Source organism: Pseudomonas sp. R43(2017) (assembly GCF_002112345.1).
GTDB lineage: Bacteria > Pseudomonadota > Gammaproteobacteria > Pseudomonadales > Pseudomonadaceae > Aquipseudomonas > Aquipseudomonas kribbensis.
The window spans coordinates 336,413-362,736 of sequence record NZ_NEHJ01000001.1 but is presented as its reverse complement, the minus strand read 5'-3'; the positions used below and the strand labels follow the sequence as shown (position 1 = coordinate 362,736).

The 26,324-nt window shown below is 63.0% G+C and carries 23 protein-coding genes; 9 read left to right on the top strand and 14 right to left on the bottom strand.

Going from position 1 to position 26,324, the window contains the following annotated elements; translation table 11 throughout:
- Positions 1–30: 30 nt before the first annotated feature.
- From CAG02_RS01560 to CAG02_RS01505, 12 genes are all read right to left on the bottom strand, one after another.
- Positions 31–906, bottom strand: a complete 876-nt coding sequence (locus CAG02_RS01560; RefSeq protein ID WP_085709897.1) for an SDR family oxidoreductase — start codon at positions 904–906, stop codon at positions 31–33.
- 25 nt (positions 907–931) lie between these two features.
- A complete protein-coding gene (locus tag CAG02_RS01555; RefSeq protein WP_085709898.1) occupies positions 932–2,080 on the bottom strand; it encodes an acetyl-CoA C-acetyltransferase in 1,149 nt (382 codons plus the stop codon).
- A gap of 141 nt (positions 2,081–2,221) precedes the next feature.
- Entirely contained in the window at positions 2,222–3,277 is a 1,056-nt protein-coding gene (locus CAG02_RS01550) for an acyl-CoA dehydrogenase family protein (RefSeq protein WP_085709899.1), read from the bottom strand.
- 10 nt (positions 3,278–3,287) lie between these two features.
- Positions 3,288–4,454 (bottom strand): acyl-CoA dehydrogenase family protein, encoded by a 1,167-nt coding sequence (locus CAG02_RS01545; protein WP_085709900.1) that lies wholly within the window; start codon positions 4,452–4,454, stop codon positions 3,288–3,290.
- A gap of 10 nt (positions 4,455–4,464) precedes the next feature.
- Positions 4,465–5,220, bottom strand: coding sequence for an enoyl-CoA hydratase family protein (locus tag CAG02_RS01540; RefSeq protein ID WP_085709901.1), 756 nt, complete (start codon positions 5,218–5,220; stop codon positions 4,465–4,467).
- Between the two features lie 11 nt (positions 5,221–5,231).
- Complete coding sequence (locus CAG02_RS01535) at positions 5,232–6,299, bottom strand: nitronate monooxygenase family protein (RefSeq protein ID WP_085709902.1); 1,068 nt, start codon at positions 6,297–6,299, stop codon at positions 5,232–5,234.
- A 2-nt stretch (positions 6,300–6,301) separates the two neighbouring features.
- Entirely contained in the window at positions 6,302–7,174 is an 873-nt protein-coding gene (locus tag CAG02_RS01530; protein ID WP_085709903.1) for an enoyl-CoA hydratase, read from the bottom strand.
- 24 nt (positions 7,175–7,198) lie between these two features.
- Positions 7,199–7,993, bottom strand: a complete 795-nt coding sequence (locus tag CAG02_RS01525; protein WP_085709904.1) for a CoA-transferase subunit beta — start codon at positions 7,991–7,993, stop codon at positions 7,199–7,201.
- A gap of 12 nt (positions 7,994–8,005) precedes the next feature.
- Positions 8,006–8,887 (bottom strand): CoA transferase subunit A, encoded by an 882-nt coding sequence (locus CAG02_RS01520; protein WP_085709905.1) that lies wholly within the window; start codon positions 8,885–8,887, stop codon positions 8,006–8,008.
- 11 nt (positions 8,888–8,898) lie between these two features.
- Positions 8,899–9,795, bottom strand: coding sequence for a VOC family protein (locus tag CAG02_RS01515; protein ID WP_085709906.1), 897 nt, complete (start codon positions 9,793–9,795; stop codon positions 8,899–8,901).
- A gap of 346 nt (positions 9,796–10,141) precedes the next feature.
- Positions 10,142–11,263, bottom strand: a complete 1,122-nt coding sequence (locus CAG02_RS01510) for an LLM class flavin-dependent oxidoreductase (protein WP_085709907.1) — start codon at positions 11,261–11,263, stop codon at positions 10,142–10,144.
- 124 nt (positions 11,264–11,387) lie between these two features.
- Positions 11,388–12,572 (bottom strand): flavin-dependent monooxygenase, encoded by a 1,185-nt coding sequence (locus CAG02_RS01505; RefSeq protein WP_085709908.1) that lies wholly within the window; start codon positions 12,570–12,572, stop codon positions 11,388–11,390.
- 257 nt (positions 12,573–12,829) lie between these two features.
- On the opposite strand from CAG02_RS01505, the gene CAG02_RS01500 reads away from it, so the two are divergent.
- From CAG02_RS01500 to CAG02_RS01475, 6 genes are all read left to right on the top strand, one after another.
- Positions 12,830–13,345, top strand: a complete 516-nt coding sequence (locus CAG02_RS01500; RefSeq protein WP_085709909.1) for a flavin reductase family protein — start codon at positions 12,830–12,832, stop codon at positions 13,343–13,345.
- Between the two features lie 9 nt (positions 13,346–13,354).
- Positions 13,355–15,034, top strand: coding sequence for an FAD-binding protein (locus CAG02_RS01495; RefSeq protein WP_085709910.1), 1,680 nt, complete (start codon positions 13,355–13,357; stop codon positions 15,032–15,034).
- On the top strand, positions 15,022–15,777 hold the full coding sequence (locus CAG02_RS01490) for a glucose 1-dehydrogenase (protein ID WP_085709911.1): 756 nt from the start codon (positions 15,022–15,024) through the stop codon (positions 15,775–15,777). Before CAG02_RS01495 ends, CAG02_RS01490 begins: the two co-directional genes overlap by 13 nt.
- Positions 15,778–15,790: 13 nt before the next feature.
- Positions 15,791–16,876, top strand: coding sequence for a ferredoxin--NADP reductase (locus tag CAG02_RS01485; RefSeq protein WP_085709912.1), 1,086 nt, complete (start codon positions 15,791–15,793; stop codon positions 16,874–16,876).
- A 100-nt stretch (positions 16,877–16,976) separates the two neighbouring features.
- The gene (locus tag CAG02_RS01480) at positions 16,977–17,723 is read left to right on the top strand and encodes an SDR family NAD(P)-dependent oxidoreductase (RefSeq protein WP_085709913.1); all 747 of its coding nucleotides are present in this window, start codon (positions 16,977–16,979) and stop codon (positions 17,721–17,723) included.
- A 69-nt stretch (positions 17,724–17,792) separates the two neighbouring features.
- Positions 17,793–19,349 carry a FadD3 family acyl-CoA ligase gene (locus CAG02_RS01475; protein WP_085709914.1) on the top strand — a complete coding sequence of 519 codons (1,557 nt, stop codon included), beginning with the start codon at positions 17,793–17,795 and terminating at the stop codon, positions 19,347–19,349.
- 39 nt (positions 19,350–19,388) lie between these two features.
- On the opposite strand, the gene CAG02_RS01470 is transcribed toward CAG02_RS01475, so the two are convergent.
- Entirely contained in the window at positions 19,389–20,258 is an 870-nt protein-coding gene (locus CAG02_RS01470; RefSeq protein WP_085709915.1) for an SDR family NAD(P)-dependent oxidoreductase, read from the bottom strand.
- Positions 20,255–22,000, bottom strand: a complete 1,746-nt coding sequence (locus CAG02_RS01465; protein ID WP_085710180.1) for an FAD-dependent oxidoreductase — start codon at positions 21,998–22,000, stop codon at positions 20,255–20,257. The genes CAG02_RS01470 and CAG02_RS01465 overlap by 4 nt, the downstream gene beginning before the upstream one ends.
- A 274-nt stretch (positions 22,001–22,274) precedes the next feature.
- Between CAG02_RS01465 and CAG02_RS01460 the strand changes: the two genes are divergently transcribed.
- The 3 genes from CAG02_RS01460 to surE all read left to right on the top strand — a co-directional run bounded on the left by CAG02_RS01460 (position 22,275) and on the right by surE (position 26,282).
- Positions 22,275–23,852: a DUF1302 domain-containing protein gene (locus CAG02_RS01460; RefSeq protein WP_085709916.1), complete on the top strand. Its 1,578-nt coding sequence runs from the start codon at positions 22,275–22,277 to the stop codon at positions 23,850–23,852.
- Positions 23,853–23,875: 23 nt separating this feature from the next.
- Entirely contained in the window at positions 23,876–25,255 is a 1,380-nt protein-coding gene (locus tag CAG02_RS01455) for a DUF1329 domain-containing protein (RefSeq protein WP_085709917.1), read from the top strand.
- Between the two features lie 76 nt (positions 25,256–25,331).
- Complete coding sequence (gene surE, locus CAG02_RS01450; protein WP_085709918.1) at positions 25,332–26,282, top strand: 5'/3'-nucleotidase SurE; 951 nt, start codon at positions 25,332–25,334, stop codon at positions 26,280–26,282.
- Positions 26,283–26,324: the final 42 nt, after the last annotated feature.

Below are 26,324 nucleotides of genomic sequence, written 5' to 3'. Positions count from 1 at the left end.
TACGGCAGACGAATGCCAGGAACCCGAATCTCAGCTGCCATAAACCTTCGCAGCCGGCACCGCCCGATCCATCAACTGCGCCACGGCATCACCCACTTCGCCCACGGCCCAACGGCCCTTCCTGTCCAATTCCGGCCCGCGACGCCAGCCATCGGCAATCGACAACTTGCCGCCCTCCACTTCGAACATCTGCCCATTCACCTCTGCGGACTCCTGCGAACCCAGCCACACCACCAACGGCGCGACGTTCTCCGGGGCAAAATAATCGAACCCCTCCTCCGGTTTTTTCATGACGTCAGCAAACACCCCTTCGGTCATGCCGGTACGCGCCGCCGGGGCCAGGGCGTTGACGGTTATGCCATAGCGCCCAAGCTCCGCCGCTTGCACCAGTGTCAGCGCAGCGATGCCGGCCTTGGCTGCGGCGTAGTTGGACTGACCGATTGAGCCCTGCAAACCCGCTCCGGAGCTGGTGTTGATGATCCGCCCGCTCACGGTCTGGCCAGCCTTTACCTGCTCACGCCAGAAACGCGCAGCGTGGCTGGATATGCAGAAATGCCCCTTGAGGTGCACCGCCATCACCGCATCCCAGTCGGATTCGCTCAGGCTGGTGAACATCCGATCACGGCAGATGCCGGCGTTGTTGACCACCACGTCCAGCCCGCCGAAGGTCTCGATCGCCTGGCGCACGATCAGCGCCGCATCGTCATAGCGGGTGATGTCGTTGCTGTTGGCCACCGCCCGGCCACCCTGGGATTCAATGGCATCCACCACCGCCAGTGCGGCCTCGCGATTGATGTCGTTGACCAGCACTTTCGCGCCCTCGGCGGCGAAGGCCAGCGCATACGCCCTCCCCAGCCCTCCCCCGGCGCCGGTAATGATCACGACGCGGTTTTTACAGATCTGCATGGTGCTGCTCCCTTCAAAACTTCATTCACAAACGTTCGATGATGGTCACGTTGGCCTGCCCGCCGCCTTCGCACATGGTCTGCAAACCGAAACGGCCACCGCTGCGCTCCAGCTCATGCAGCAGGCTGCACATCAAGCGCGTACCGGTGGCGCCCAATGGATGGCCGAGGGCAATCGCGCCGCCGTTGACGTTGGTCTGTTCGTGGGGATAGCCGGTCTCTTTCAGCCACGCCATGGCGACGGAGGCAAAGGCTTCGTTGATCTCGACCCGATCAATGTCTTCCAGCTTCATGCCCGCTCGTTTCAGTGCGTATGCGGTGGCCGGAATCGGCGCCGTCAGCATCCAGATCGGGTCTTCGGCACGCACGCTGAGGTGATGGATTCGCGCGCGCGGTGTCAGTCCGTAGCGCTTGAGTGCCGCTTCGGACACGATCAGCATCGCGCTCGCCGCATCGCAGGTCTGACTGGACACCGCCGCCGTCACCCGGTCGCAGCCAAACAGGAAATCCAGTTCGGCCATTTTCGCGAGGCTGGTCTGACGCGGCGTTTCATCGTGAACCACGTCTGCCAGTGGCACGATTTCCCGCAGGAACCGTCCTTCCTCGATGGCGCGCAATGCCCGTTGATGGGATTCCAGCGAATACGCTTCCAGTTGCTCGCGGGACAACCCCCACTTCTCGGCAATCATCTGCGCCGAACGAAACTGGGTCGGCGGTTGCGCGCCGTAGCGCCGCACCCAGCCTTCGGATCCGCTGAACGGATCACTGAAGCCCAAAGACTCGGCCGCGATCATGGCGGACGAAATCGGAATCTGCGTCATGGTCTGCACGCCGCCGGCGATGACCACATCCTGGGTGCCACTCATCACCGCTTGCGCAGCAAAGTGCACCGCTTGCTGGGACGAGCCGCACTGGCGATCAATCGTGGTGCCGGGCACGGATTGCGACAACCCGGCAGCCAGCCAACTGGTCCGCGCAATGTCCCCGGCCAGCGGGCCGATCGTATCGACGCAGCCAAAGATCACGTCGTCGTAATCCTCATCGGGAATGCCATTGCGCTCGACCAACGCACGCAAGACATGGGCGCCCAGATCGGCCGCGTGAATATGGCTCAAACCACCCTTGCGCCGCCCGGTAGGCGTACGCAGGGCGTCGACAATATAAGCTTCAGGCATGATCTACCTCAGTGCAAAACTTGAAGTCAGGCCGAGTACCCGTGGGAGCGGGCTTGCCCGCGAAGGCGTCAGCACATGAACCACTGATGTTGAATGTTCCACCGCTTTCGCGAGCAAGCTCGCTCCCACATTGGTATCGGTTTAGAAAGTGCTTCCAGCGCCGAGCGCGCATTGGCCACCGAACAACGCCGTGCGGATGCGTTCTTTGTGAGCACCGCGATCGCCCCAGACCTTGTCCAGCGCCCAGGCGCGTTTCATGAACAGATGCAGATCGACTTCCCACGTGTAGCCCATCGCGCCGTGGGCCTGAATGGTGTTCTTCGCCGCCAGCATCGCGGCTTCCGAGGTGGCGAGTTTGGCGTGGGACACCAGCACTGAGCGGTTCGGAAACTGCTCGGCGACGGCATAGGCCGCGCGATACAACGGCCCTTTGGCGAACTCGATCTGCACCGCGACATTAGCCATCAAGTGCTTCACGGCCTGGAAGGAACCCACCGGCTTGCCGAACTGTTTGCGCTCGAAGGTGTAATCCACCGCCAGATCGACCATGCGTTTGGCCAGACCCAACATCTGCGCGGCACTGCCCAGCGCGCCACGATCAACGGCCTCCGCCCACAGTCGCCGCCCCTGTTCGCCCGAGGCCACGCAGGTCGCCGGCGACGGAGTCCAGGAGACCTGGAACAACTGCCGAGCCGGATCGACCGACACATTGCGGGTCAACTGCACCGCACCCGGTTCGACCGCATGCACCTCATCGCCATGGGCCAGCAACAGCAGATCGGCGACATGGGCATCGCTGACCAGCGGATTACCCGGTTCGGCAACCGCCAGTCGAGCGCTGCCTTCTGCGATGCGCCCGAGCCAGTCCTGCTTGAGTGCCCCGTGGCGCTCATCAAGTCCGGCGAGCAACGGCACACCCACCAGCATCGTCTCCACCAGCGGTTCGGGCAGCCCGGCATAGCCGCATTCCTGAGCGAGCAGAACGAAGTCCAGCTCGTTCATACCCATTCCGCCAAACGCTTCGGGAACGGTGAGTGCAGTCAGCCCCAACTCGACCAATTGCGCCCACAGTTCATCGCTGCGCCCGCTCTCGGTCTGCCAGAGTTCGCGAATGCGCTCCGGCGTCACCTCGTTGATCAGAAAATGCCTGACGTTGTCCTGGAACAGCAGTTGGTCGCGGCTGAAATTAAAGTCCATGGTCTCTTCCTCAAGCACGCGGCATGCCGAGCATGCGTTCGGCAATGATGTTGCGCTGGATCTCGTTGGTGCCGGCGTAGATCGGCCCGGCCTGGGCAAACAGAAAACCTTCCAGCCAGTGGCCGACATCGCCCGCTGCCGGGGCTTCGGGCAGCAGCTCGCCACGCAGGCCGAGAATACTCATGGCGGTGTCGTGCATGCGCTGATCGAGCTCCGACCAGAAGATTTTGTTGGTCGAGGATTCCGGCCCGATCTTGCCGCCCTGCACCAGTTGCGAGGCAGTGCGGTAGGTGTTGAGGGTGTAGGCCTCGGCGTCCAGCCAGGCGCGCATCACCGCCTCGCCAATGGCCGGGTCGCGGTCGGCCTGCTCGCGATTCGCCTGATACAACTGCACCAGACGTCGCGCCGTTTCCTGAAAACGTGCGGGTGAACGCAGCAGCAAACCGCGCTCGAAACCGGCGGTGGACATCGCCACATGCCAGCCCATGCCCTCGCCGCCCAGCGCGTTTTCTACCGGGACCTTGACGTCGTCGAAGAAGATTTCGGCGAACCCGGGCAACCCGTTGAGCTGCGGAATCGGGCGCACCGTAATCCCCGGTGTATCCAGCGGCAGAAGAATGAACGTCAGGCCATGATGACGCTGAGAGTTCGGGTCGGTGCGGAAGATGCCGAACACCCAGTCGGCCCACACGGCGCGGGTCGACCAGGTCTTCTGGCCGTTGATGACGTAGTGGTCGCCCACCCGTTCGGCCCGCGAACGGATCGCCGCCATATCGGAACCCGCCCCCGGCTCGGACCAGGCCTGGGCCCAGATATCCTCACCGGTGGCCATGCGCGGCAGAAAACGCGCTTTCTGGGCTTCACTGCCGTACTCCATCAGCGTCGGGCCGAGCAGGAAGATGCCGTTCTGGTTGACCCGTGCAGGCGCTTCGGCGCGGTAGTACTCCTCCTCGAAAATCAGCCACTCGATCAAGTCGCAACCACGCCCGCCCAGCTCGACCGGCCAGGTGACCATGCCCCAGCGCTCGTCGTTGAGGCGGTTTTCCCAGGCCCGGTGCTGGGCAAAACCTTGCTCGGTGTCGAATGATTGCAGCGGCTCGCGCGGCACGTTGGCCGTCAGCCACGCCCGTGCTTCGGCACGGAAGGCCTGTTGGGCCGGGGTATAAGTCAGATCCATGTGAGCACCTTCAGCCGTTGAACCGGGCATCACGTTTCTCGATGAACGAGTCCCGTGCTTCCTGTGAATCCAGTGAGCGATAGGCTTCAAGCGTGAAGCCCTGCTCCCAGCGGTATTTGTCTTCCAGATTGCCGTCCTCGATCCCGTTCAGTGCTTCTTTGGCGAGGCTGATCATGGCCGGGCTCTTGGCGGCGATGGAGCGAGCGATCTGCAACGCGGCTTCACGCAAGTCTTCGCGCTTGACCACGCGCTCCACCGCCCCGAGGCGCCAGGCTTCGGTCGCGTTGATCGGCTCGCCGGTGAAGTACATGTGCCGGACCTTCTGCACCGGAAACAACCGCTGCAAATGCGCGCCACCGCCCATGGCGCCACGGTCAACTTCCGGAACGCCAAAAGTGGCGCACTCGGAGGCCACGACAATGTCGGCAGCGCCGCAAAGCCCGATGCCACCACCAAGCACAAAACCGTGCACCGCCACGATCACCGGTTTCGGGTTGCGGTGAATGGCCTTGAAGCTGTCGTAGTTGCCCTTGTTGACCGCCACGATCAGGTTGCCGTCGGCGGCCAGCTCCTTGATGTCGACCCCGGCGCAGAAGCCGCGACCTTCGGCGCGGATCACGATGACCCGCACCCGGTTGTCGGTGCCCAGGCCTTCGATTTCACGGGCGATATCGGCCCAGGTCCGGCAATTGAAGGCGTTGACCGGCGGCTGGTTGAACACCAGCTCGGCAATGCCGTTATCGATACTGACGCTGAATGGATGCATGTTTTTTCCTTTCACGACACGCGACGGCAGAGTTCGTCCAGACGCAACTCCGCGTCTCGAACGATCTGCTCGATCAATTGGGCACAGCTCGGCAGGCTGTCGATGGAGGCCGCGACTTGCCCCGAAGGCAACACACCTTCGGCGGGCAGCCCGTCGACCATGGCTTTCTGAATGACCATCGGCGCGTTGGCGGCCATGATGCTTTGCGCGGCAGTCAGGTCTCCGCTGCTGCGCATCTTCAGAGCGCTGGAAAGCAACTGGGTCAGACTCATGCCGCTATGGCGGCGGTAAGCCAGACCGCTGCGCACCGCCAGCACCCAGCGTTTGAACACACCGCTGGTTTCCAGTCGGTCGAGCAATTCGTTACGGATCATCCGTTGCGGCATGCCGTCGATGGCGCGGCTGACGATGATCGCCGCCGGGTCCTTGATCGCCAGGTAGCGCGCCAGGGTCTGCGCCGGCACCGGGCTTTCGGCACACATCAGAAACCGCGTGCCCATGGCGATACCTTCGGCGCCATAGGCCAGGGCCGACACCAGCCCCCTGCCGTCCTTGAAGCCACCGGCCGCCACCACCGGCACCGACACCGCGTTGACCACTTGATCGAGCAGCAACGACGTCGGCACCGAACCGGTATGCCCCCCGCCCTCGCCGCCCTGCACGGTGACGGCATCGGCGCCCATTTCCACGGCTTTCTGCGCGTGTTTCAGAGCGCCCACCGTGGGAATGCACACCACACCGGCATTCTTCAGGCGCTGGATCATCTGTTTGCCGGGGGACCGGCTGTAACTGACCGCTCGCACCTTGTGGCGCAGCACCAACTCGACGATGTCGTCGGCGTTGGGCTGATACATATGGAAGTTGACCCCGAACGGCTGATCCGTCAGGCGCCGGGTTTCGAGAATCGCGGCCTCCATGTGCTGCGGCTCGATGGTGGCGCCGGCAAGAAAACCGAAAGCGCCGGCATTGCTGGTGGCGGCGACCAGTTTCGGGTCAGCCACCCAGCCCATCGCGGTCTGGATGATCGGATAACGGCAGCCGAGCAACTCGGTCAGCCGGGTATTCAACGAGATCGCCATGTTCACGCCCCACCCGTCGCGCGTTGCGAACTGGCCATGGCCTTGGCGTCGTAGCCGCCGAGCCGGTCGCCGGACACCAGTTCATTGTGGGCATGGGCGAAATGGTGCAGGCCGAAGACCATGTCCATGGTCGCGCGCTTGCCCATCAGGTCTTCGGCGTTGTTCACCGCCTGCTTGCTCAATTGCAGGCCCAGGCGCGGCATCTGGGCGATGCGCCCGGCGATCTCGAGGGTTTCCTGTTCGAGGGATTCGCGAGCCACCACCCGATTGAGCATGCCCATCTGATAGGCGCGAGCCGCCGGCATGCGTTCGCCGAGGAATAGAAACTCCTTCGCAATGCGCGGATTGAGCTCATGTACATGGGCAAAGTACTCGACCCCGGGAATGCCCATGCGTACCACCGGATCGGCAAAGTACGCATCCTCACTGGCCACGATCAGGTCGCAGACCCACGCCAGCATCAGCCCGCCAGCAATGCACGCGCCCTGCACCATGGCGATGGTCGGCTTGGGCATGTCGCGCCAGCGCCGGCACATGCCCAGATAGACCTCCTGTTCCCGGGCGTAAAGAAATTCACCACCGGGCTTGTTGGTGTGGTCGTACCAAAGGCTCGCACGGTCGAACGTCTTATCGACATCCCGCCCCGGCGTGCCGATGTCATGCCCGGCGGAAAAGTGCTTGCCGGCGCCGCGCAGCACGATGACTTTCACCTCGTCGTCATCGCAGGCACGGCGAAACGCCGCGTCCAGCGCGTAGGTCATCTGCGAGTTCTGGGCATTGTGATACTCGGGGCGATTCATGGTGACGAGTGCCACCTCCCCGCGTACCTCGTAGAGCACCACGTCGGCGGCATTATTATCGTTATGTTCAGCCATCACTTTTCTCCGAAACGGTGCGACTCAGCGCTGGCCCGGCGGGTTGTCTTTGAGCTGACTGGCGCGCAGGTTGTGCGGGTCCAGACGCCCGATCAGTTGCAACTGCTCAGCCGTGGGTGCCGCTGTCGTCGGGCAATCCTGTGGCACATGCAGCTCGAACCCGGTGTTGTCCTGCACCTGCTCGACGGTCACGCCGGGGTGCAGCGAACGAATCCGCACCTGCCGTTGCGGGCCGAGAAAGTCCATCACACACAGGTCGGTGACGATCAGGCGGATATCGATCTCGTCCAGCGACCAGCCCCGGGCCAGGCGCGCCGGGTTGTAGCCCACCGAGGCAACCATATCGACCTCGCCTTCGACGAACACCCGACGGTTGTGGCTGGGCACGCAGAACGAGTTGGCATGGCTGATCGAGTTACCGGGAAAGCCCCGCACGCCGAGCATTTGCGCCTTGGGTTTGGCGTAGTCACCGATGCAGGAAATGTTGGCCTGACCGAAGCGATCGATTTGCGTCGGGCCCACAAGCGCATGACGCTTGCCGCTCCAGACATTGTCGAAAATCCGCGAGAAGCCCATCCAGCTGTCGCGCTTTGGTTCGTAGCCGTTGCGTGCGCCGAGTGGCACCGGCTCGGCAACCATGTACGCCTCGGAATCGGTCATCAGCAGCTGCGGATTGCTGGTGAGCATGCTCAATGAAGCGGCCAGTCGCGGAATCACCCCGATCCCGGTGGCGAGCACCTCGCCGTCGTCGCGCCAGGCCTCGGAAGCGGCGCAGATCATCAGCTCGGCGAGGCTGTAAGTCGTTGCAGAAGTCGTCATGTCTAGGCTCGCTTAGTAGACCGGCAGTGGGAGCTGGCGGATGGCGTTCAGGCCGCCGACCTTGTCCAGGTACTGTTCGTGGGTGCAGTCGACATAGTCGCGGACGTACTCCTGCCAGCCCTCGCCGGCCTGGGCCGACGCGTTGTAGGCCTTGAAATGCGCGACATCGAAGCCGTACAGCGGCGCACAGGAAGACGGGTGCGCACCGCCCGGCACGTGGGCCACGGCGGTGGTCAGGTTGCGTTCCCAGAACACTTGATGCGCCCGCGCCGGGTCGGCATGGAAGTAGTCGCTGTCGACCAGATCGTCGCAGGTCACGTAGCTGTGGGTCGCGGCCCGGACGAGCAAGTCGTCCATGTAGTGATCGGGGCCGCTGATCTGGCACACACCGCGCGCATCGGCGCGGTCAACATGAATCAGCGCCGCATCGAGCTTGAGCGCCGGCATGGCGACCCATTGCTTGTTGTCGTCATAGGGCGAGTCGATCAACTTGATTTGCGGGTTGTGCTTCAGCACATCGGTGCCCAACCCCACGGCCGTCGGTATGAACGGCACCTTCATCGCAGCGGCACGCAGACCGAGCAAGAGCATGCCTTCGTCAATTTCCATCACTTGCAGCGCCGCGTCCTGACGCGCCTTGCGGAAGTACGGTTCCAGTGGAATGAAATCCAGCGACACGAAGGCAAACACCAGTTTGCGGACCTTGCCGGCCGCGCAGAGCATGCCGACATCGGCGCCGCCATAGGCGACCACGGTCAGGTCCTTGAGCTTGGAACGCAGAATTTCCCGCACCAGTGCCATGGGTTTGCGCCGCGGGCCCCAGCCACCGATGCCGATGGTCATGCCGTCACGCAGTTGGCCGACCATCTCGGCCGTGGTCATTCGCTTGTCCATCGTCGTATTCCTCATTGGCGACCGACACTGAAGTCATGGCCCCAGTGGCTGACCACGGTGCTTTCGAACGGCGTGTGCCGGTCCCAGTCGACCACCAGGCCATCGCAGCCGTATTCCAGGTCAAACCCGGACGGGGTCTTGATGTAGAACGAGATCATCTGGTCGTTGGTGTGCTGGCCGAGGGTGGCGGACATCTTCACGCCGTTGGCCTGTACCCGGTCGAGGGCCCTGCCGACTTCATCCAGCGCGTTGACCTCAACCATCATGTGCACGCAACCGTGGGGCATCGGGCACTCGAAAATCGCCAGCGAGTGGTGGCGACCGTTGTTGCAATGCAGGAAGTGAATGCGTTTTTGCGGCTCGGCCTGGTCCGGTGTGAAGCGGACTTTCATCAGGTCCGAGAGGCCGAAACCGAGCACCTGTTCGTAGAAATCCCGGCAACGGTCGAAGCTCGGTGCCGGAAGCACCACATGGCCCATGCCCAGTTCGTTGGTGACGAAGCCCTTCACGCCGACCGGTGAAACGAAGCGCGCGAAGTCCTGCAACGGCCCCCAGAACAGTTCGTGACGGTTGCCGTCGGGATCGCTGAAGTGCACCAGTTCCTGGACTTTGCGCTCCCGGGCCTGCGCCTCGGTGCCACGGGTGACTTGCACATCGGCGCGTTCCAGCTCACTGACCGCCTGTTCAAGCGCCGCTTTGCCCGACACTTCCCAACCGCAGGCGCCTAAGCCGTTCTCGGTGCTTTTCTCCACCAGAATCCGGTGGTGGCGCTCGTCCATTTTCAGGTACAGACGCTCATCGTCATCGCTGCCGGCCACCATCATGCCGAGCACCTGACTTGCGTACTGCCGCCACTGCACAAGATCACTGGATAACAGGGTGACGTAACCCAGACCACGGATATCCATGGATGCACTCCTCGTTGTTCTCAGGCCGAGCCGCCCGACGGCGATTGCCGGGAGACTGTATTGAGGCCTATTCAAACGGGTTCACCGGGGGGAAACATCGTCCAATGGGACTAGCGCATGTGCGCAACGCAGGCATAAAAAAACGGGCCTTGGGGACCCGTTGGAAATGGGGACTGGATTCCGTTCCAGACCTTGATTACGCGCTGATGAATGGGGTTCACGCCAACCCTGTGGGAGCGAGCTTGCTCGCGATAGCGGATTTTCAGTACCGAAGGTGCCGACTGACCCGACGCCATCGTCGGAACGCCGCCCGGAGCAAGCTCGCTCCCACAGGGGCACCTCCGTGTCAGGCCTTACGGAAATGCGGAATCACCTTCTCCCCAATATTCTTCAACGTCTCCAGCTGCGCCCACTGCGGCACGGTACCCATCTGGCAGATGAACAGGATTTCGTCAGCGCCGGCGTCGATCAGCCGTTGCACGTAGCCGATGCAGTCCTCAACGGTGCCGTAAGCATGGTTGGGGTTCATCATCGCCATCGTCGGATCGGAGAAATCGACGCTGACCTCTTCCGAGGCAAACCGTGACTTGATCACGCTCTGCCCGTTGCCATCGACAAAGGTGTCGTCCTTCCATTTTTCCGGGTCCGGACGCTCGCCGCCGCCGTACCAGTAACCCAGCGACTCCATGAAATAACGCTGGCCACGGATGCCGATGCGCCGCGCTTCTTCGTTGTTTTCCAGCACGATTGCCGGGCACAGCGCGGCGATGTGGCGGTTGGGGCGGAAGCCCACCTGATGTTTCACATCACGGTTGTCCCAGGCCTGGTGATAGACCTCGACCTTCTTGGCGATTTCTTCCGGGCCGCCAAAACCCAGCACCAGTGCGCCCATGCCACGGCTGCCGGCCTTGTTCAGCGAATCAGTGTTGGTGCAGGCCAGGTACATCGGCGGATGCGGGTCCTGATAAGGCTTGGGATGGATCGGTCGTTTCGGGATCTGCACAAAATCGCCCTGATGCTCGATTTCGTCGAACACGAACATTTTCGGGATCAGGTACATCATCTCGTCGATCTGCGGCTGCAACGTCGTCAGGTCGTAGCCGAAGGTGCCGGCCTCCTGCTGGGTGCCGCCCTTGCCGACGCCGAAGTGCACGCGGCCCTTGGACAGCAGGTCGAGGGTGGCGATGCGCTCGGCGACTTTGACCGGGTGGTTCATCGCCGGCGGCAGGCAGACCACGCCGTGGCCGATGCCGATGCGCTCGGTCTTGCCGGCGACAAACGCCAGCATGGTTTCCGGCGCGGACATGTGCGAGTAGTTGCTGAGCGCCGTGTGCTCCACGCACCAGAACGTATCGAAGCCGAGTTTGTCGGCCAGCACGGCCTGTTCAACGGTGTCTTCGAAAATCTTGCGATCGCCTTCACGGCTGGAATCCACCGTCTGGGCTTCGTAAATCAGGGAAAATTTCATGGTTGATCCTTGTACTTGTTGGATGCGCAACCGGCGCGGGTGAGCGACGCCTTGGCGCTCATGCTCAGGGAAAGCCCGGGCGCCGGAATCCTGCAAACGGACTAGCCGATTCAGCGCAATGGGCTCAGAGGAAAAAGTCGTTGCTGTCCTGGCCCATGCTCACGGCGCCGAGGTTCCAGGCGTACTTCGCCGGGCTGTTGGCAACGTGCGCGCGACCGGTGTGAATGTCGCGAAAGGCGCGGTTGATCGGGTGGCTGCGGAAGATCGTCGAAGCGCCGCTGTTGAACATCAGCTCGCCCACCGCTTTCGCGCACTTGTCGGCGACCAGCGCCGAGTCGTAACGCATCTTTACTCGCTGGGGCATGCTCAGCGGCTCGGCTTTTTGCGCCCGCTCCAGCATCAAGGCGAAGTTGCGATAGAGCACGGTCTTGCATTCGTCGACGCAGACCATGGCGTTGGCCAGCGCCGATTGCGCGGCCGGGTCCTGGACCATCTTGCGTCCGTCGTTGACCCCGACCCGTGCACGGTTGTGCTCGACAAACTGATCCACCGCGCCTTGCAGCGCACCGATGGCTGCCGACGACACCGCCCGCACGAAAATCTGCCCGAACGGCAGGCGAAACAGCGGCGCGGTGTTCACCGCATTCCCGGGGCTGTTCTGCATGAAACCGTCGAATGCCCGATGGGTGCGGTACTCGGGGACGAAGGCGTTCTCGACCAGAATGTCGTGAGAACCGGTGGCTTCGAGACCCATGACGTTCCAGTTATCAAGTATCTGGTAGTCACTGCGCGGCACCAGGAACGTCCGGTAATCTGGCGCGCCACCCGCCTCCTCCGCCGGAACCAGTGCCCCGAGAAACGCCCACTCGCAATGCTTGCTGCCGGACGAAAAGCCCCAGCGCCCGCTGAGCCTGAAACCGCCCTCCACCCGTTCGACCTTGCCCACCGGCATATAGGAAGAAGAGATCAGCACGCTGGAGTCATCGCCCCAGACATCCTGCGCCGCACGGTCGTCGAACAGCGCCATCTGCCAGTTATGAATCGCCACGACGCCGAGCACCCAGGCCGAAGACATGCAGCCCTCGGCGAGGGTCATCTGTACTTCAAAAAAATCCTTGGGCTCCAGTTCATAGCCTTCCCAGCGTGCCGGCTGCAGGATGCGGAAGAACCCCGCGTCCTGAAAATCCTTCAGGGTCTGTTCCGGCAACTGGCCGGCTTGCGCGGCGTCGAGGGCGCGCTCACGCAGAATCGGTACCAGCTCGCGGGCACGCTGGCTCAGACGCTGGCGAATCAGGTCTTGGTTGAGCATTTTTATTGTTCTCCATTGTTCACCCCGTACGCCGGGGCGCGCGTGCAGCGAGGCACGTGCCGCACTTGCGGTGCCTGCCTCCTGTGCGGCATTCAAACAATGTGAAAAGCGCCGGACATCCCTCAAACGGACCATGTCGGCGATGATCCGAAGCACGCACGTGTGCCACCCAAAGGCCTAGTCCCCTCGGACGATGCTGCACAGGCACGCCAGCGCAAAAATCCATCGCACTCCAGTACAACCACAGGACGAGTGCGATGAACGACGACAATCTGAAAGCCGACATGCTCCAGGCCATGCGCCGTCTGGCCAAGTCAGTCACCATCATCAGTACCAGCAACGGCTCCGAGCGTTTCGCCATGGCCGCCACGGCGGTGGATTCCCTCAGCACCGAGCCGCCATCGCTGCTGATCTGCGTGAACAAGACCGCTTCTTCCCACGCGGCGCTGGCCACCGGCGCGGACTTCTGCGTGAACATCCTCGGCGTCGAGCAACAAGGTCTGGCCCATCGCTGCAGCGGTTCGATCAAGGGCGAGGCGCGTTTCGACCAGGGCAACTGGCTGACCAGCCCCGGCGGCATTCCGTACCTGAGCGACGCCCAGTCAGCGATTCTCTGCCGTCAGGACGGCCATTTCAGCTATGGCACCCACACCGTGTTCATCGGGCGCATCCTGCAAATACACACCAGCGACGCCATCACCCCGCTGGTCTACCTCGACGGCAGCTACACCACCACCGCCAACCCGGCATCTGCTTTCGCTGCTGCTGGCTGAGGCCTGACCATGGACGCTCAACAACAGTTGTCGCCATTGCGCGTGAACAGCGCCGAGCAGTTGGATTGGGATGATCGCTGCGATTTGCTGGTGGTCGGGTTCGGCGGTGCCGGCGCCTGCGCGGCGATTGAAGCTGCCAGTCGCGGGCTGTCGGTGTTGGCACTGGACCGCTTCGCCGGCGGCGGTGCCACGGCCATCAGCGGTGGCGTGGTGTATGCCGGGGGCGGCACGCCGTATCAGCGCCAGGCTGGCTACGACGACAGCCGCGACGCGATGTTCAACTACCTGCGTCAGGAAGTCGGCGAGGCCGTGAGCCCGCAGACCCTGCGCGACTTCTGCGAAGGCAGTTGCGAGCAACTGGCCTGGCTCGAACGCCAGGGCGTGGCATTCGAATCCAGCGTGCCGCCGCACAAGACGTCCTATCCGAGCGACCAGTTCTACCTTTACTACTCCGGCAACGAAGCCGTCCCGGCCTACGCCGCAATCGCCAAAGCGGCACCACGCGGCCATCGCACCAAAGGCCCCGGACTCTCGGGCGCTAGTCTGTTTGCCCCGTTGAAAGCCAGCGCCTTGCGCCTCGGCGTACGCCTGCGCAGCCAGTGCGAAGTCCGGCGTCTGGTAATTGATGCCAATGACCGCGTGGTCGGCGTCGAAGCCTGGCACCTGCCAACCGACAGTCGTGCTGCGCGTCAACATGCCCGGCTGTCACGCTGGGCGACGGCGATTCACATGTACGCGCCGGCAGTGGCCGATCGGTTACGCGCTCGCTTGCGGCGCATTGAGATCGCCAGTGCCGAGCGCCAGTTGATTCGCGCCGACCACGCCGTGCTGCTGAGCAGCGGCGGCTTCATCTTCAACCGTGAATGGGTGCGTCAGCATGCGCCGCGCTATCTGCCCGGTCTGCCGCTGGGCACTACCGGGTGCAACGGCAGCGGCATCGCTCTGGGCCAGAGCGCCGGCGGCCGCGTGGCGCGGATGGATAAAGTCAGCGCCTGGCGTTTCATCAACCCGCCGCTGGCCTGGGCCCGGGGCCTGATCGTCAATGCCCGTGGCGAGCGTTACGCCAACGAAGAAATCTACGGCGCGACCCTTGGCCATTCAATGGTGGAAGAGCAGGACGGTCGCGCCATCCTGATTCTCGACCGGGCGCTGGTACGCGAAGCGCTGCGCCAGGTCGGCCCGGGCAAAGTCTGGGCCTTCCAGCGCTTGCCGGTGCTGCTCAATCTGCTGTTCAACGCCAGACGCAGCCGCTGTCTGGTGGATCTGGCCAAGCGTTGCGGACTACCGCCCGACAACCTGCAACGCACGGTGAACACCTACAGCCGTGCCGCTCGCGGAGACATCGTCGATCCGTTCGGCAAATCGCAAGCGATGCTCGCCGACATGGATCAGGGCCCGTGGTACGCCCTCGACCTGTCCTTCGCCAGCCGCCTCTTCCCCTGCCCCGTCATCACCCTCGGCGGGCTGAAAGTCTGCGAAACCAGCGGTCAGGTGCTGAACCACGCCGACCAGCCGATTGCCGGCCTGTACAGCGCCGGGCGCAACGCGGTCGGGGTCGCTTCAAATCTGTATGTCTCGGGCCTGTCCCTGGCCGATTGCATTTATTCCGGCCGGCGCGCCGCCGCCCACGTGGCCGAACAACTTGCTGCTCAAACCACACGCTCAGGAGAACAACAATGCAACGTGTAGAAGGCAAAGTCTGCATCATCACCGGCGCCGCCAGCGGCATCGGTCGCGAAGACGCCCTGCTGCTGGCCCGCGAAGGCGCCAAGGTGGTGCTGACCGATCTCAACGACAGCGCCGGCCGCGAAGTGGCCGCGCAAATCGGCAGCAACGCGCTGTTCATCCGTCACGACATCGCCAGCGAAAGCGACTGGCAGAACGTGATCAAGACCACCCTGGAACACTTCGGCCGCCTCGACGTGCTGGTCAACAATGCCGCGATCCTGGCGTTGGGCAGCATCGAAGACACCACGCTGGAGCTGTGGCAGAAGGTGCAGAAAATCAACGGTGACGGCTACTTCCTCGGCTGCAAGTACGCGATTCAGGCGATGAAGGAAACCGGCGGCGGTTCGATCATCAACATGTCGTCGGTGGCGGCGCTGGGCGCGATGCCGATGTTCTGCGCCTATTCGGCGTCCAAGGGCGCGGTGGCGGCGATGACCCGCTCGATTGCCCTGCACTGCAAGCAGCAGGGCTACCGCATTCGCTGCAACAGCGTGCACCCGGACGGCGTCAACACGCCGATGACCCAGGCCCTCACCGGTGGCGTGGCGATCAACCAGCAAGACCTCGATCAGGACCCGATGAACCGCATGTGCGCGCCGGCCGACATTGCCAATGTGGTGCTGTTCCTTGCCACCGACGAGTCGCGTTTCGTCAACGGCGCCGAGATCCGCGTCGACAACGCCCAACTGATCAGCGGGCTCTGAGGCCGAGGTGAACATGGGCACGCAACAACAGAACCTGACACCGGCCCAGGCCACGGCAACCAGCTATTCATTGCAAGTGTGCGCGGTGATTGATGAAACCGCCGATGCCCGCTCGCTGGTGCTGGACATCCCGCCAGACCTGCGTGAGCGCTTTGCCTACAAACCGGGGCAGTTCCTGACGTTTCGCGTGCCTTGTGCCGGCAAGCTGCTGACCCGCTGCTATTCCATGGCCAGTTCGCCGCTGACCGACGAGCGCCCCAAGGTCACGGTGAAACGGGTCGAAGGTGGTCGGGTGTCGAACCGGATGAACGAAGTGCAGGTCGGTGACTGGCTGGACGTGCTACCGCCGGCCGGGTATTTCTGCCTCGATGAGCATCAGCCGGATGACGACAAACCTTTGGTTCTGTTCGGCGGTGGATCGGGCATCACCCCGGTATTTTCCATTCTCAAATCGACGCTGCAACGCAGCCGGCGGCCAATCAAATTGATCTACGCCAATCGCGATGAAGCGTCGGTGATTTTCAAGGATGAGCTGCGCCAACTGGCCCAGGCCCATCCGGAACAACTGCAAGTAGTGCACGCGCTCGATTCGGTGCAAGGCTTCCTGACCGCCGCCCAGGTGCGCCATTTGCTGAAGGGTTCTACCGGCGGTGATTACTTCATCTGCGGCCCGGGGCCGTTCATGGACACCGTTGAGCGGACTTTGCTGGAACTCGGTGAGGCCGCTGAACGCATCCATGTCGAGCGCTTCGTCTCGCCGCCCGATCCCGACGAATTGCTGGCGGAAGAAGCCGCCGCCCGGCAAGCCTCCCTCGGCTCGCGCTGCGAATCGCTGGTGATCGTGCTCGATGGTCAGCAACACGAAATTGCCTGCCAGCCCGGCGACACCTTGCTGCAAAGCTGCAAGGCCGCCGGCCTCGATGTGCCTTCCTCCTGCGAAGAAGGTTTTTGCGGTGCCTGCATGTGCGTGGTCGAGGAAGGCGAAACCCATATGGCCCGAAACGACGTGCTCAGCCCCAGAGAGCAGGCCGAAGGCTGGACCCTGGCCTGCCAAAGTCGCCCAACTGGTGCACGGGTGCGCTTGAAGTTCCCGGATTGAGCGCCCGTCGACAATAGTCTCAACGGACGATCTCCCGGACGCGATCTGCAGTTAGACTCGGCCAGCCCATTGGCCCAAAAACAATAAAAGAGGTGCAGTTATGGCTCGTTTGCAAAACAAGGTCGCGGTGGTTACCGGCGGCGCATCGGGGATCGGCCTGGCCTGCGTGCGGCGCTTTGCCGCCGAAGGCGCGCAGGTTGTCGGCCTGGACATCGGCAACGCCCCGGCGGATTTTCCGGGCCTGTTCATGACCCTGGATGTGCGCGATGAAGCACAGGTGCAACAGGTCATGCAGGAAGTCGTTAACCATTTTGGCCACATCGATGTACTGGTCAACGCGGCCGGCGTCGCCGACCAGGGCAGCGTCACCCAGACCAGCACCGCCAACTGGCAGCGGGTGCTGGACATCAACCTGACCGGCACCATGCTCACCAGCAAGTATGCGCTGGCCTCGATGGAACCCCGGCGCAGCGGCTCGATCATCAACATCGGCTCGATCTTTGGCTTGCAGGGTTGCGACGGCAACGTTGCGTACAACGTGTCCAAGGGCGGCATCAACCAGTTGACCCGCTCGATGGCGATCGACTTCGGTTACGCCAATATTCGCGTCAACGGTCTGTGCCCCGGGCTGATCGAAACCCCGATGACCAGCATGGTCCGCGAGCATGAAGCCTTTCACGCCTTCTTCGCCTCGCAACACATGCTCAATCGCTCCGGGCAGCCGGAAGAAGTGGCCAACGTCGCGCTGTTCCTGGCCTCGGACGAAGCGTCCTTTGTCAGCGGCCAGATGATCGCCGTGGACGGCGGTTTCTCCGCCGGCCGCCGCTTCGCCCCGCCCGCCGCCTGATTTTCCTTGCCGGGCGCCTGCCCGGCACACCCCTTTCTTCCGCACCTGTCCTCTGGCCGAGGAGGCCCCATGCTGCCTGTCGAAAACGCACTGACCATCGTCCAACTGTTCGCCAACGCTGCCCGTAACTATGGCGACCGCCCGGCCATCGAGGATGACGGGCGCTCGATCAGCTACCGGCAACTCGATCAACTGCGCAGCCAGGCTGCCCGGTCGCTGTTGGCGTTGAACGTTCAACCCGGCGACCGCGTGGCGATCTGGGCACCGAACATCTGGGAATGGATTGTCGCCGCCGCTGCGCTGCAAAGCGTCGGCGCCGCGCTGGTGCCGCTCAATACGCGCATGAAGGGCAGCGAGGCCGGTTTCATACTGCGCCAGAGTGGCGCCTGCGTGCTGTTTGCCATTGGCGAATTCCTCGGTGCCGACTATCCGCGCATGCTCGCCGCCGAGGACCTGCCGGCGCTGCGCCAGATCGTCACTTTGCGCAGCGATGGCTGGGACGCGTTCCTGGCCCAGGCCAGCGATGTATCACCCGAAACCCTGCAAACACGCGAACAGGCACTCGGCCCGCAAGACCTGTCCGACCTGCTGTTCACCTCGGGCACCACCGGCAAGCCCAAAGGCGTGATGAGCAATCACGGGCAAACCCTGCGGGTGGTGCGGGACTGGAGTGAAGTAGTCGGTTTGCGCGAGGGCGATCGCTACCTGATCGTCAATCCGTTCTTCCATTCCTTCGGATACAAGGCCGGCTGGCTGGCGGCGCTGATGCGCGGCTGCACCATCGTGCCGCAGCAGGTCTTTGACGTGCAAGCCGTGCTCGAATGCGTGCAGCGCGAGCGAATTACCGTGCTGCCCGGCCCGCCGACCCTCTATCAATCCTTGCTCGCCCACCCGCAGCGCGATGCATACGACCTGACTTCCCTGCGCATTGCAGTCACCGGGGCGGCGACGATTCCGGTGGAAATGATCCGCCGCATGCGCGATGAGCTGGGTTTCGCCACCATCGTCACTGCATATGGCCTGACCGAAACCTGCGGTTTCGCAACGATTTGCCGGCCGGGAGATTCGCTGGAACTGCTCGCATCCACCAGCGGCCGGGCCATGCCGGGGGTGGAGGTGCGTTGCGTCGGCGTCAACGGTCGCAGCCAGCCGGTGAACGTTCCCGGCGAAATCCAGGTGCGCGGCTATAACCTGATGCAAGGTTATTTCAATGATCCGCAGGCCAGTCAGGAAGTGCTCGATGCCGACGGTTGGTTGCACACCGGCGATATCGGCGTGCTCGACGAACAGGGTTATCTGCGCATCACCGACCGCCTCAAGGATATGTTCATCACCGGCGGTTTCAACGTTTACCCGGCGGAAATCGAACATTGCCTGCTGAGCTATCCCGGTGTAGCGCAAGTCGCGGTGATCGGCATTCCGGATGAACGTCTGGGCGAAGTAGCGATGGCCTTCCTGCTGCCGGCACCGGGTGTCGAGATCGAGCAGGCCCGGTTCCTCGCCTGGTGCCGTGAGCAGATGGCCAACTACAAGGTGCCGCGCCGGGTGCAGGTGCTGGAGAGCATGCCGCTGAACGCGGCGGGGAAAGTGACCAAGAATGTGTTGCGGGAGTGGGCGTTGAGCTGACGGCTGTCCCCCAGTGGAAACCCACTGGGGGAATGACCTTCAGATCACCCGGGCCGGATGCTGCTGACGCGGGTCGCCCAGCAGGGCGCGATGGGACGGTGGCTGACGGCCGCCGTCTTCGCTGATGCCGTAACCGGCAGCGATTTCGGCAGTGATCAGCGTCTGCCCCGAGAGCGCCATCAACTGCGGATCATTGAGCAACGCATGAATCACCCGGCCATTGAATTGCGGGGTTTCGGCGTGCGCCAGAAAAGCCTTGTACTGCTCGCCATGCTGTTCGCCGGCAATCCGCGTGCGCTCGGTCAATTGCGGCCCGAGCCACAGCGATAACGCCGCCACGCCACGGCCCTCGAAATCAATGGCCATGTCTGCCGCCAGTTTGTCGCAACCGGCCTTCTGCGCACCGTACGCCGGGCCGTGCATGTAGCAACCGCCGCCAAAGGACGAGGTAAAGCAGATCAGCCCTTGTGCGCTGTTCAACAACAGCGGCGCGGCGTGATAACTGGCGATGTACGCCGAGCGCAGGCCGACGTCGAGGATGCGCACCAGGTCCAGCGGTTTCTCCCAGAACGGCCCCGGTTCGATCAATTGGTCATGGATGAACGCGGCATTGTTCACCAGCAAATCCAGCCGCCCGCATTCAAGTTCGACCTGAGCAAACAGCGCCGTCACCTGCCCATCGTCGGCATGATCGCAGACCACCGCAACGCCCTCTCCGCCCGCCGCTGTAATCGCGGCAGCCGTGTCGTGCAGCGAACTGGGCAATGCCTGTCCATACAGATGCGCACCTGCAGCTTCCGGCGCACGCCCGGTGACGTAAACCCGCATGCCCGCCGCCCCCAGCGCCAGGGCGATACCTTGACCGACGCCGCGACTGGCGCCGGTCACCACTGCCACTTGCCGATTCATTTGACGCTCCCGAACTGACTGACCACTGCCCCGCTCTTCTGGCTCTGGCGTTTGATGTGATTGGCTGCCAGGTAACCGAAGGTCATCGCCGGGCCGATGGTGGAACCGGCCCCCGGATAGGTACGGCCCATCATCGACGCAGCACTGTTGCCAATGGCGTACAAGCCTTTGATTGGCTGGCCATCCTCGTGCAAGACCCGGGCGTGAACGTCGGTGAGCAAGCCGCCCTTGGTGCCGATGTCGCCGGCATCGATGCGCACGGCGTAGAACGGCCCCTTGAACAACGGCGCCAGGCACGGATTGGGCGTTACATGGGGATCGCCGTAATAGCGGTCGAACAGCGACTCACCCTTGTGGAAGTCTTCGTCATACCCGCGCACCGCCATACCGTTGAAACGCTGCACCGTGCGCAGCAGCCCGGCTGCATCGACGCCGATTTTCTCCGCCAGGGTCTGCAGATCCGGCGCCTTGAAAAAGTAATCGCGCAGATGTTCGGGCAGTTGCCAGTCGCGCTGGGCATACCCCGGCAACAACGCGCCGCAAGGGTATTTGCGGCGGAACTCGGCGTCGAACACCATCCAGCACGGCACGCTCTCGGCGCCTTCGCGGTTGCTGGCGTACATCGCCTCGACGATATCGGTGTAGGGCGCGGCCTCGTTGACGAAGCGCTCGCCCGCCGAGTTGACCAATACGCAACCGGGCAATGTCCGCTCGACGAACATCGCCCGTTGTTTTTCCTCACCGCGAACATGGGTGGTCGGCGCCCACCAGCTGTGTTCCATCAGCGCCGTGCGGGCGCCGATGGCCTGCCCTGCACGAATGCCGTCACCGGTGTTGTGCGGCGGCGTGGCGCTCCAGTCGGTCTTTGACGGTTGCGGCAGATACTGCGTGCGCATCGCCTGATTCCGTTCGAAACCACCGGCGGCAATGATCACGCCGTAGCGCGCCTTGACGTTCAAGCGCAAACCGTCGCGACAGACCCGCACACCGCCGACCCGGTCGCCGACAATCAGCAGTTCTTCCAGCCCGCAGTTCAGCCACAGCGATTTGCCGCGATCCTGTAACGAACAGCGCAAGGCACCGATCAGGGCATTGCCCAGGGTCAGGTAGCGATCGCGCTTCGACAGCCGCCGCCCCTCGCGGTCGCGCCAGTAACGCCACATGACCTTCAGCGTCAGGCGCAACCAGCCGGGGCCACGGCACAGCAGCACCTGCGCCTCTTTCATGGTCATCGCCATGCGCCCCATCATCAATGTGCCGGGGGATGGCGCACGCATGCGCAGGAATTCTTCACCCAGCTCGGCGGCGTCGAACGGTTGCGGGTCCATGGAGCGATAACCCGGTTTGCCGCCTTCGACTTCCGGGTAGTAATCGGCGTAGCTCGCCTGGGCCTCGAAGCGCACACGGGTCTTCTGTTCGAGGTATTCGACCATTGCCTTGCCGTGCTCGACGTAGGCTTCGATGCGCCCGTCGTCGATCTCGCCGTGGGTCACCGCGCGGATATAGGCAATCGCTTCGGCGGCGCTGTCACTACCACCCAGGGCCGCGATCCGGTGGTTGCCGGGAATCCAGATCCCGCCGCCGGACACCGCCGAGGTGCCGCCGTACTCGTTGCTCTTTTCGATCAGCAACACGTTCAGTCCCAGGTCGTGAGCGCGCAGCGCCGCGGTCATCCCGCCTGCTCCGGAACCCACCACCAGCACATCGCAGCATTCATCCCATTTGATCTCGGCAGCTTTCATGCGATCACCCTTGCTCAGCGCCTTCAAGGCAAAAACCGCCGGCCGGATCTTCGTCCGGCGCAGTCGGTCTCGGGATTGTTGGGCGCGTATGCCGGGTGGTCATCGTCCGATGGGACTAAGGAATGTTCGTCCTGCCCCTGTGCAAATCGCCCCGTGCAAATCGCTTAGTCCGCTTGGACGATGTTGCGTCAGATCGGTGACCGCATAGTCGCCCACGGCACCACTCCCCCCTGAAATGCAGGTCGGGCAGGTCTGACCTGGGCATGAGGACGACATGATAAAAACAATAATCGCCCCACAATCGCTTCACCCTCGCGTACAACTGGCCGTGCTGTTGCTGGCCGGTGGACTGGGCAGCCAGGCCAGCGCGATGACCTTCCAGCCGAGCGAAGATCTGAGCGTCGACTGGGACACCACACTGACCTACAGCCTCGCCTGGCGGACCGAGGGTCGCGATCACAAACTGACGGCCAACGCCGATGCCAACGACGGCGACAATGCGTTTGCCAAAGGCAGCCTGATCAACAACCGCGCCGGCTTCCTCACCGAAGCCAACATCAAATGGCAGGACGACTACGGCGTGTTCGTGCGGGCCACGGGGTTCTACGACAACGTCTACGATCAGGACAACGACAACAACACCGGCACCTCGAACTGCTTTGCCGGCGGCCATTGCAGCCGGCCGGACCGTTTTTCCCAGGACACCATCGACCAGCACCGCAACGAATTGCGCATGCTCGATTACTACGCCTACGGCACTTGGGATCTGGGCGGGCACAACCTCAATGCGCGACTGGGTAATCAGGTGGTGAGCTGGGGTGAAAGCCTGTTCTACCCCGGCATCTCGGCGGCGCAGAGCCCGGTTGACGCGACCAAGTCGACCACGCCGGGGGTCGAGGTCAAGGAGATCCTCCTGCCGGTCGGGCAACTGTTCACCCAGTTCAGCCTCACCGACAGCCTCGATATCCAGGCCTACTACCAGTACAAATGGGAAAAGACCCAGTTGTTCGGGGTTGGCAGCTACTTCTCCACCACCGACTACATCGACGAGGGCGGCTACAACGACGCCAGCGGTTTCGTGACGCGTCTGGCCAACGACAAACCGAGCAATCAGGGCCAGTACGGTGTGGCCTTCACCTACGCCGCCGAGTCGCTGAACAACACCGAGTTCGGCATTTACTACTCGCGCTATCACGACAAGACACCGTCGCTGGACTTCCAGTCCGAGCTGGGGCGCTACCGTGCGGTGTACTTCGACAACATCGACCTGTTCGGCGCCAGTTTCTCCACGGTAATCGGCGATGTCAGCTGGGCCGGCGAAGTCAGCTACCGCGACGGCGCGCCGGTGATGGTCAACAACGGCTTCTCCAGCGCCGTACGCGGCAAAACCATGCAAGCGCAGTCGTCGATGATCTACGTGCTCGGCCCGACCTCCTTTGCCGACAACACCACCCTGACCGGCGAGGTCGTCTACAACACCGTCATCAGCAACGACAAGTCGCAACCCGTGACCCTGGCGCCGGGCTTCACGTTGCCGGGCACCGACAGCCTGGTCTACGACCGCGAAGCCTGGGGTTACACCGCGCAGGTCAGCTTCGATTACAACGACGTGTTCAGCGGCTGGGACATGTCCGTGCCGATCACCTACAGCACCGCCGCCCACGGCGACAGCTCGATTGTCGGCTCGATCAACCAGGGCGAAGGCGACGACCGCGCGAGTATCGGCAGCTCGTGGCGCTACCTCGGCAACTTCACCGTCGAAGCCCGTTACAACGCCTATCTGGGCAACGCCAACAACAGCCCGTTGGCCGACCGCGACAACGTCGCCCTCAACTTCAAATACCGGTTCTGATTCCCCTGTCGGAGGAGCACAGCATGTCTCGATTCACCCAAACGTTATTGAGCACGGCGCTGACCGTAGGCCTGCTCGGCAGTGGCCTGGCCTACGCCAAGGTCAGCCCCGAAGAGGCCGCGCGACTGGGCCAGGACCTGACCCCGATGGGCGCCGAAAAGGCCGGCAACGCCGACGGCAGCATCCCGGCCTGGAGCGGCAAGTGGCGCGGTCTGCCGCCGGGCCTGAAGTTTGCCGGGCCGGGAACGCCATACCCGGACCCGTACGCGGCGGAGAAACCGCTGTTCATCATCGATTCGAAGAACATGGACAAGTACGCCGAGAACCTCTCCGACGGCGAAAAAGCGCTGCTCAAGCGCTACCCGGACACCTTCAAGATCCCGGTGTACCCGAGCCATCGCGACTTCCGCGCCGATCAGCGGCTGGAAGACCTGATCAAGAAAAACGCGGTGACCGCCGAACTCGACAACGACAACAACGACACCAAGAACGCCTGGGGCGCCTCGCCGTTTCCGATTCCGAAGAACGGCAGCGAGTTGATGTTCAACCACACCCTGCAGGGCCGGGCCAACACCGAAGAGGCCAACTACGGCCAGGCGGTGGTGTACGCCAACAAGGAAAAAGTGCTGGAAGAGGTCAACTACAAGATCTTCTCGATCTGGTCCAGCCCGGACAAGAACCTGGACAGCGCCAATGGCATCCTGACCAACTTCCTGATCACCACCCTGGAACCGGTGCGCAAGAAAGGCGAAATCGTCGTCGGTCACGAATTCATCAACCCGACCGCCTCGCCGCGTCAGGCCTGGCAATACAGCCCCGGCCAGCGCCGCGTTCGTCGTGCGCCCACAGTCGGCTATGACTCGCCGACCGGCGCCGGCGGCTTCCGGGTGTACGACGAAGACCGTTTGTTCAACGGCGCGCCGGACCGCTACAACTGGACCATCGTCGGCAAAAAGGAACTCTACATTCCGTACCACAATTACAAGATCGACGACCCGAGCGTGACGGCGGATCAGATCCTGTCGACCACCGGCCACGTCGATCCGCAGTACATGCGCTACGAGAAACACCGGGTCTGGGTGTTGCAGGCCACGCTCAAGGAAGGCGCCCGCCACGTCTACGCCAAGCGTGTGTTGTATCTGGATGAAGACACCTGGTCCGCAACCATGGCCGACAACTACGACGCCCGTGGCCAGTTGTGGCGCACCAACATGCAGACCTCGGTCTACGCCTACGACATCCAGCGCTATCACGCACGCCTCGGCATCTACCATGACCTGATTGCCGGCTCCTATCTGGTTGACCGTCTGCTGGTCGATCAGAAACCCGCCAAGCTCAATGCCACCGCCTTCTCCGAAGACGAATTCACCCCTGGCAACCTGCGCAAACTCGGCACCCGCTGAACCCGCGACGCCCCGACCGATTCATTCGGTCGGGGCGTTGTTTTTTTCTCAATTTGCACCTTGATGGAAACTGCCCATGAACAGATTACTCACTGCGGCCCTTGCCGTGGCCGGCCTCGGTTTGTCGATGCAGGCCAATGCCCTGAACATTTTGCTGACCAACGACGACGGCTGTCGCGCCCCCGGCATTGACGCGATGTATCGCGCACTGACCGCAGCCGGCCACAACGTGACGCTGGTCGGTCCGTTGAACGACAGCAGCGGCATCAGCGCTGCCAGCGTCGTGGTGCCTGGTCAGGCCCTGGCGGTGACCGAGCTTGCGCCCGGCAGATTCTGCGTCGGCCCGCCCGAGGGCTACACGCCGCCGGCCGGCAAGACTTCGGCCATCGGCACGCCGGTGGATGCGGTCAACGTCGGGCTGGACGTGTTGCTCAAGGACACGCCGCCGGATCTGGTGGTGTCCGGCATCAACTTCGGTGAGAACGTCGGCCCGCTGACGCAGATGTCCGGCACTCTCAACGCCGCTGTCCGGGCCATGTTCAAAGGCGTTCCGGCGGTGGCGGTGTCGACGGCCATCGACATGGACCTGATCATGCGCGACCAGCAGGCCGGTTACCGCAAGACCCTGGGCGCCATGGACGACACCGCGAAATTTGCAGTGAAGGTCATCGAGCAGGCCCATCAGAGCTGCGCCAAGCACAGTTGCAAACTGAATGTGCTCGGGCTGCCGGGCGCCAACGGGCTGAACCTCAACTACCCGGCGCTGCCTGCCAATCAAGTCAAAGGCGTGAGTTTTGCGCCGATCGGCAATTGGGACCGGGTGAACTTCACCTCACAGCGCGGCGCCGACGGTACGGTTCACGTCAACCTGGTCGCACCGCCAAAACCTACGGCTATTCAGCAGCAGGCCGATGCGTATCAGCTGTGGCAAGGGCATGCAGTGATTACGGTGATCGCCGGCAATATGAGCGCGCCACCGGCGGTGCAGGATCAGGCGAAGAAAATGCTCAAAAGCATCCAGCCTTGAAACGACACAACCCCTGCAGGCAATCACCCGCAGGGGTTGAAC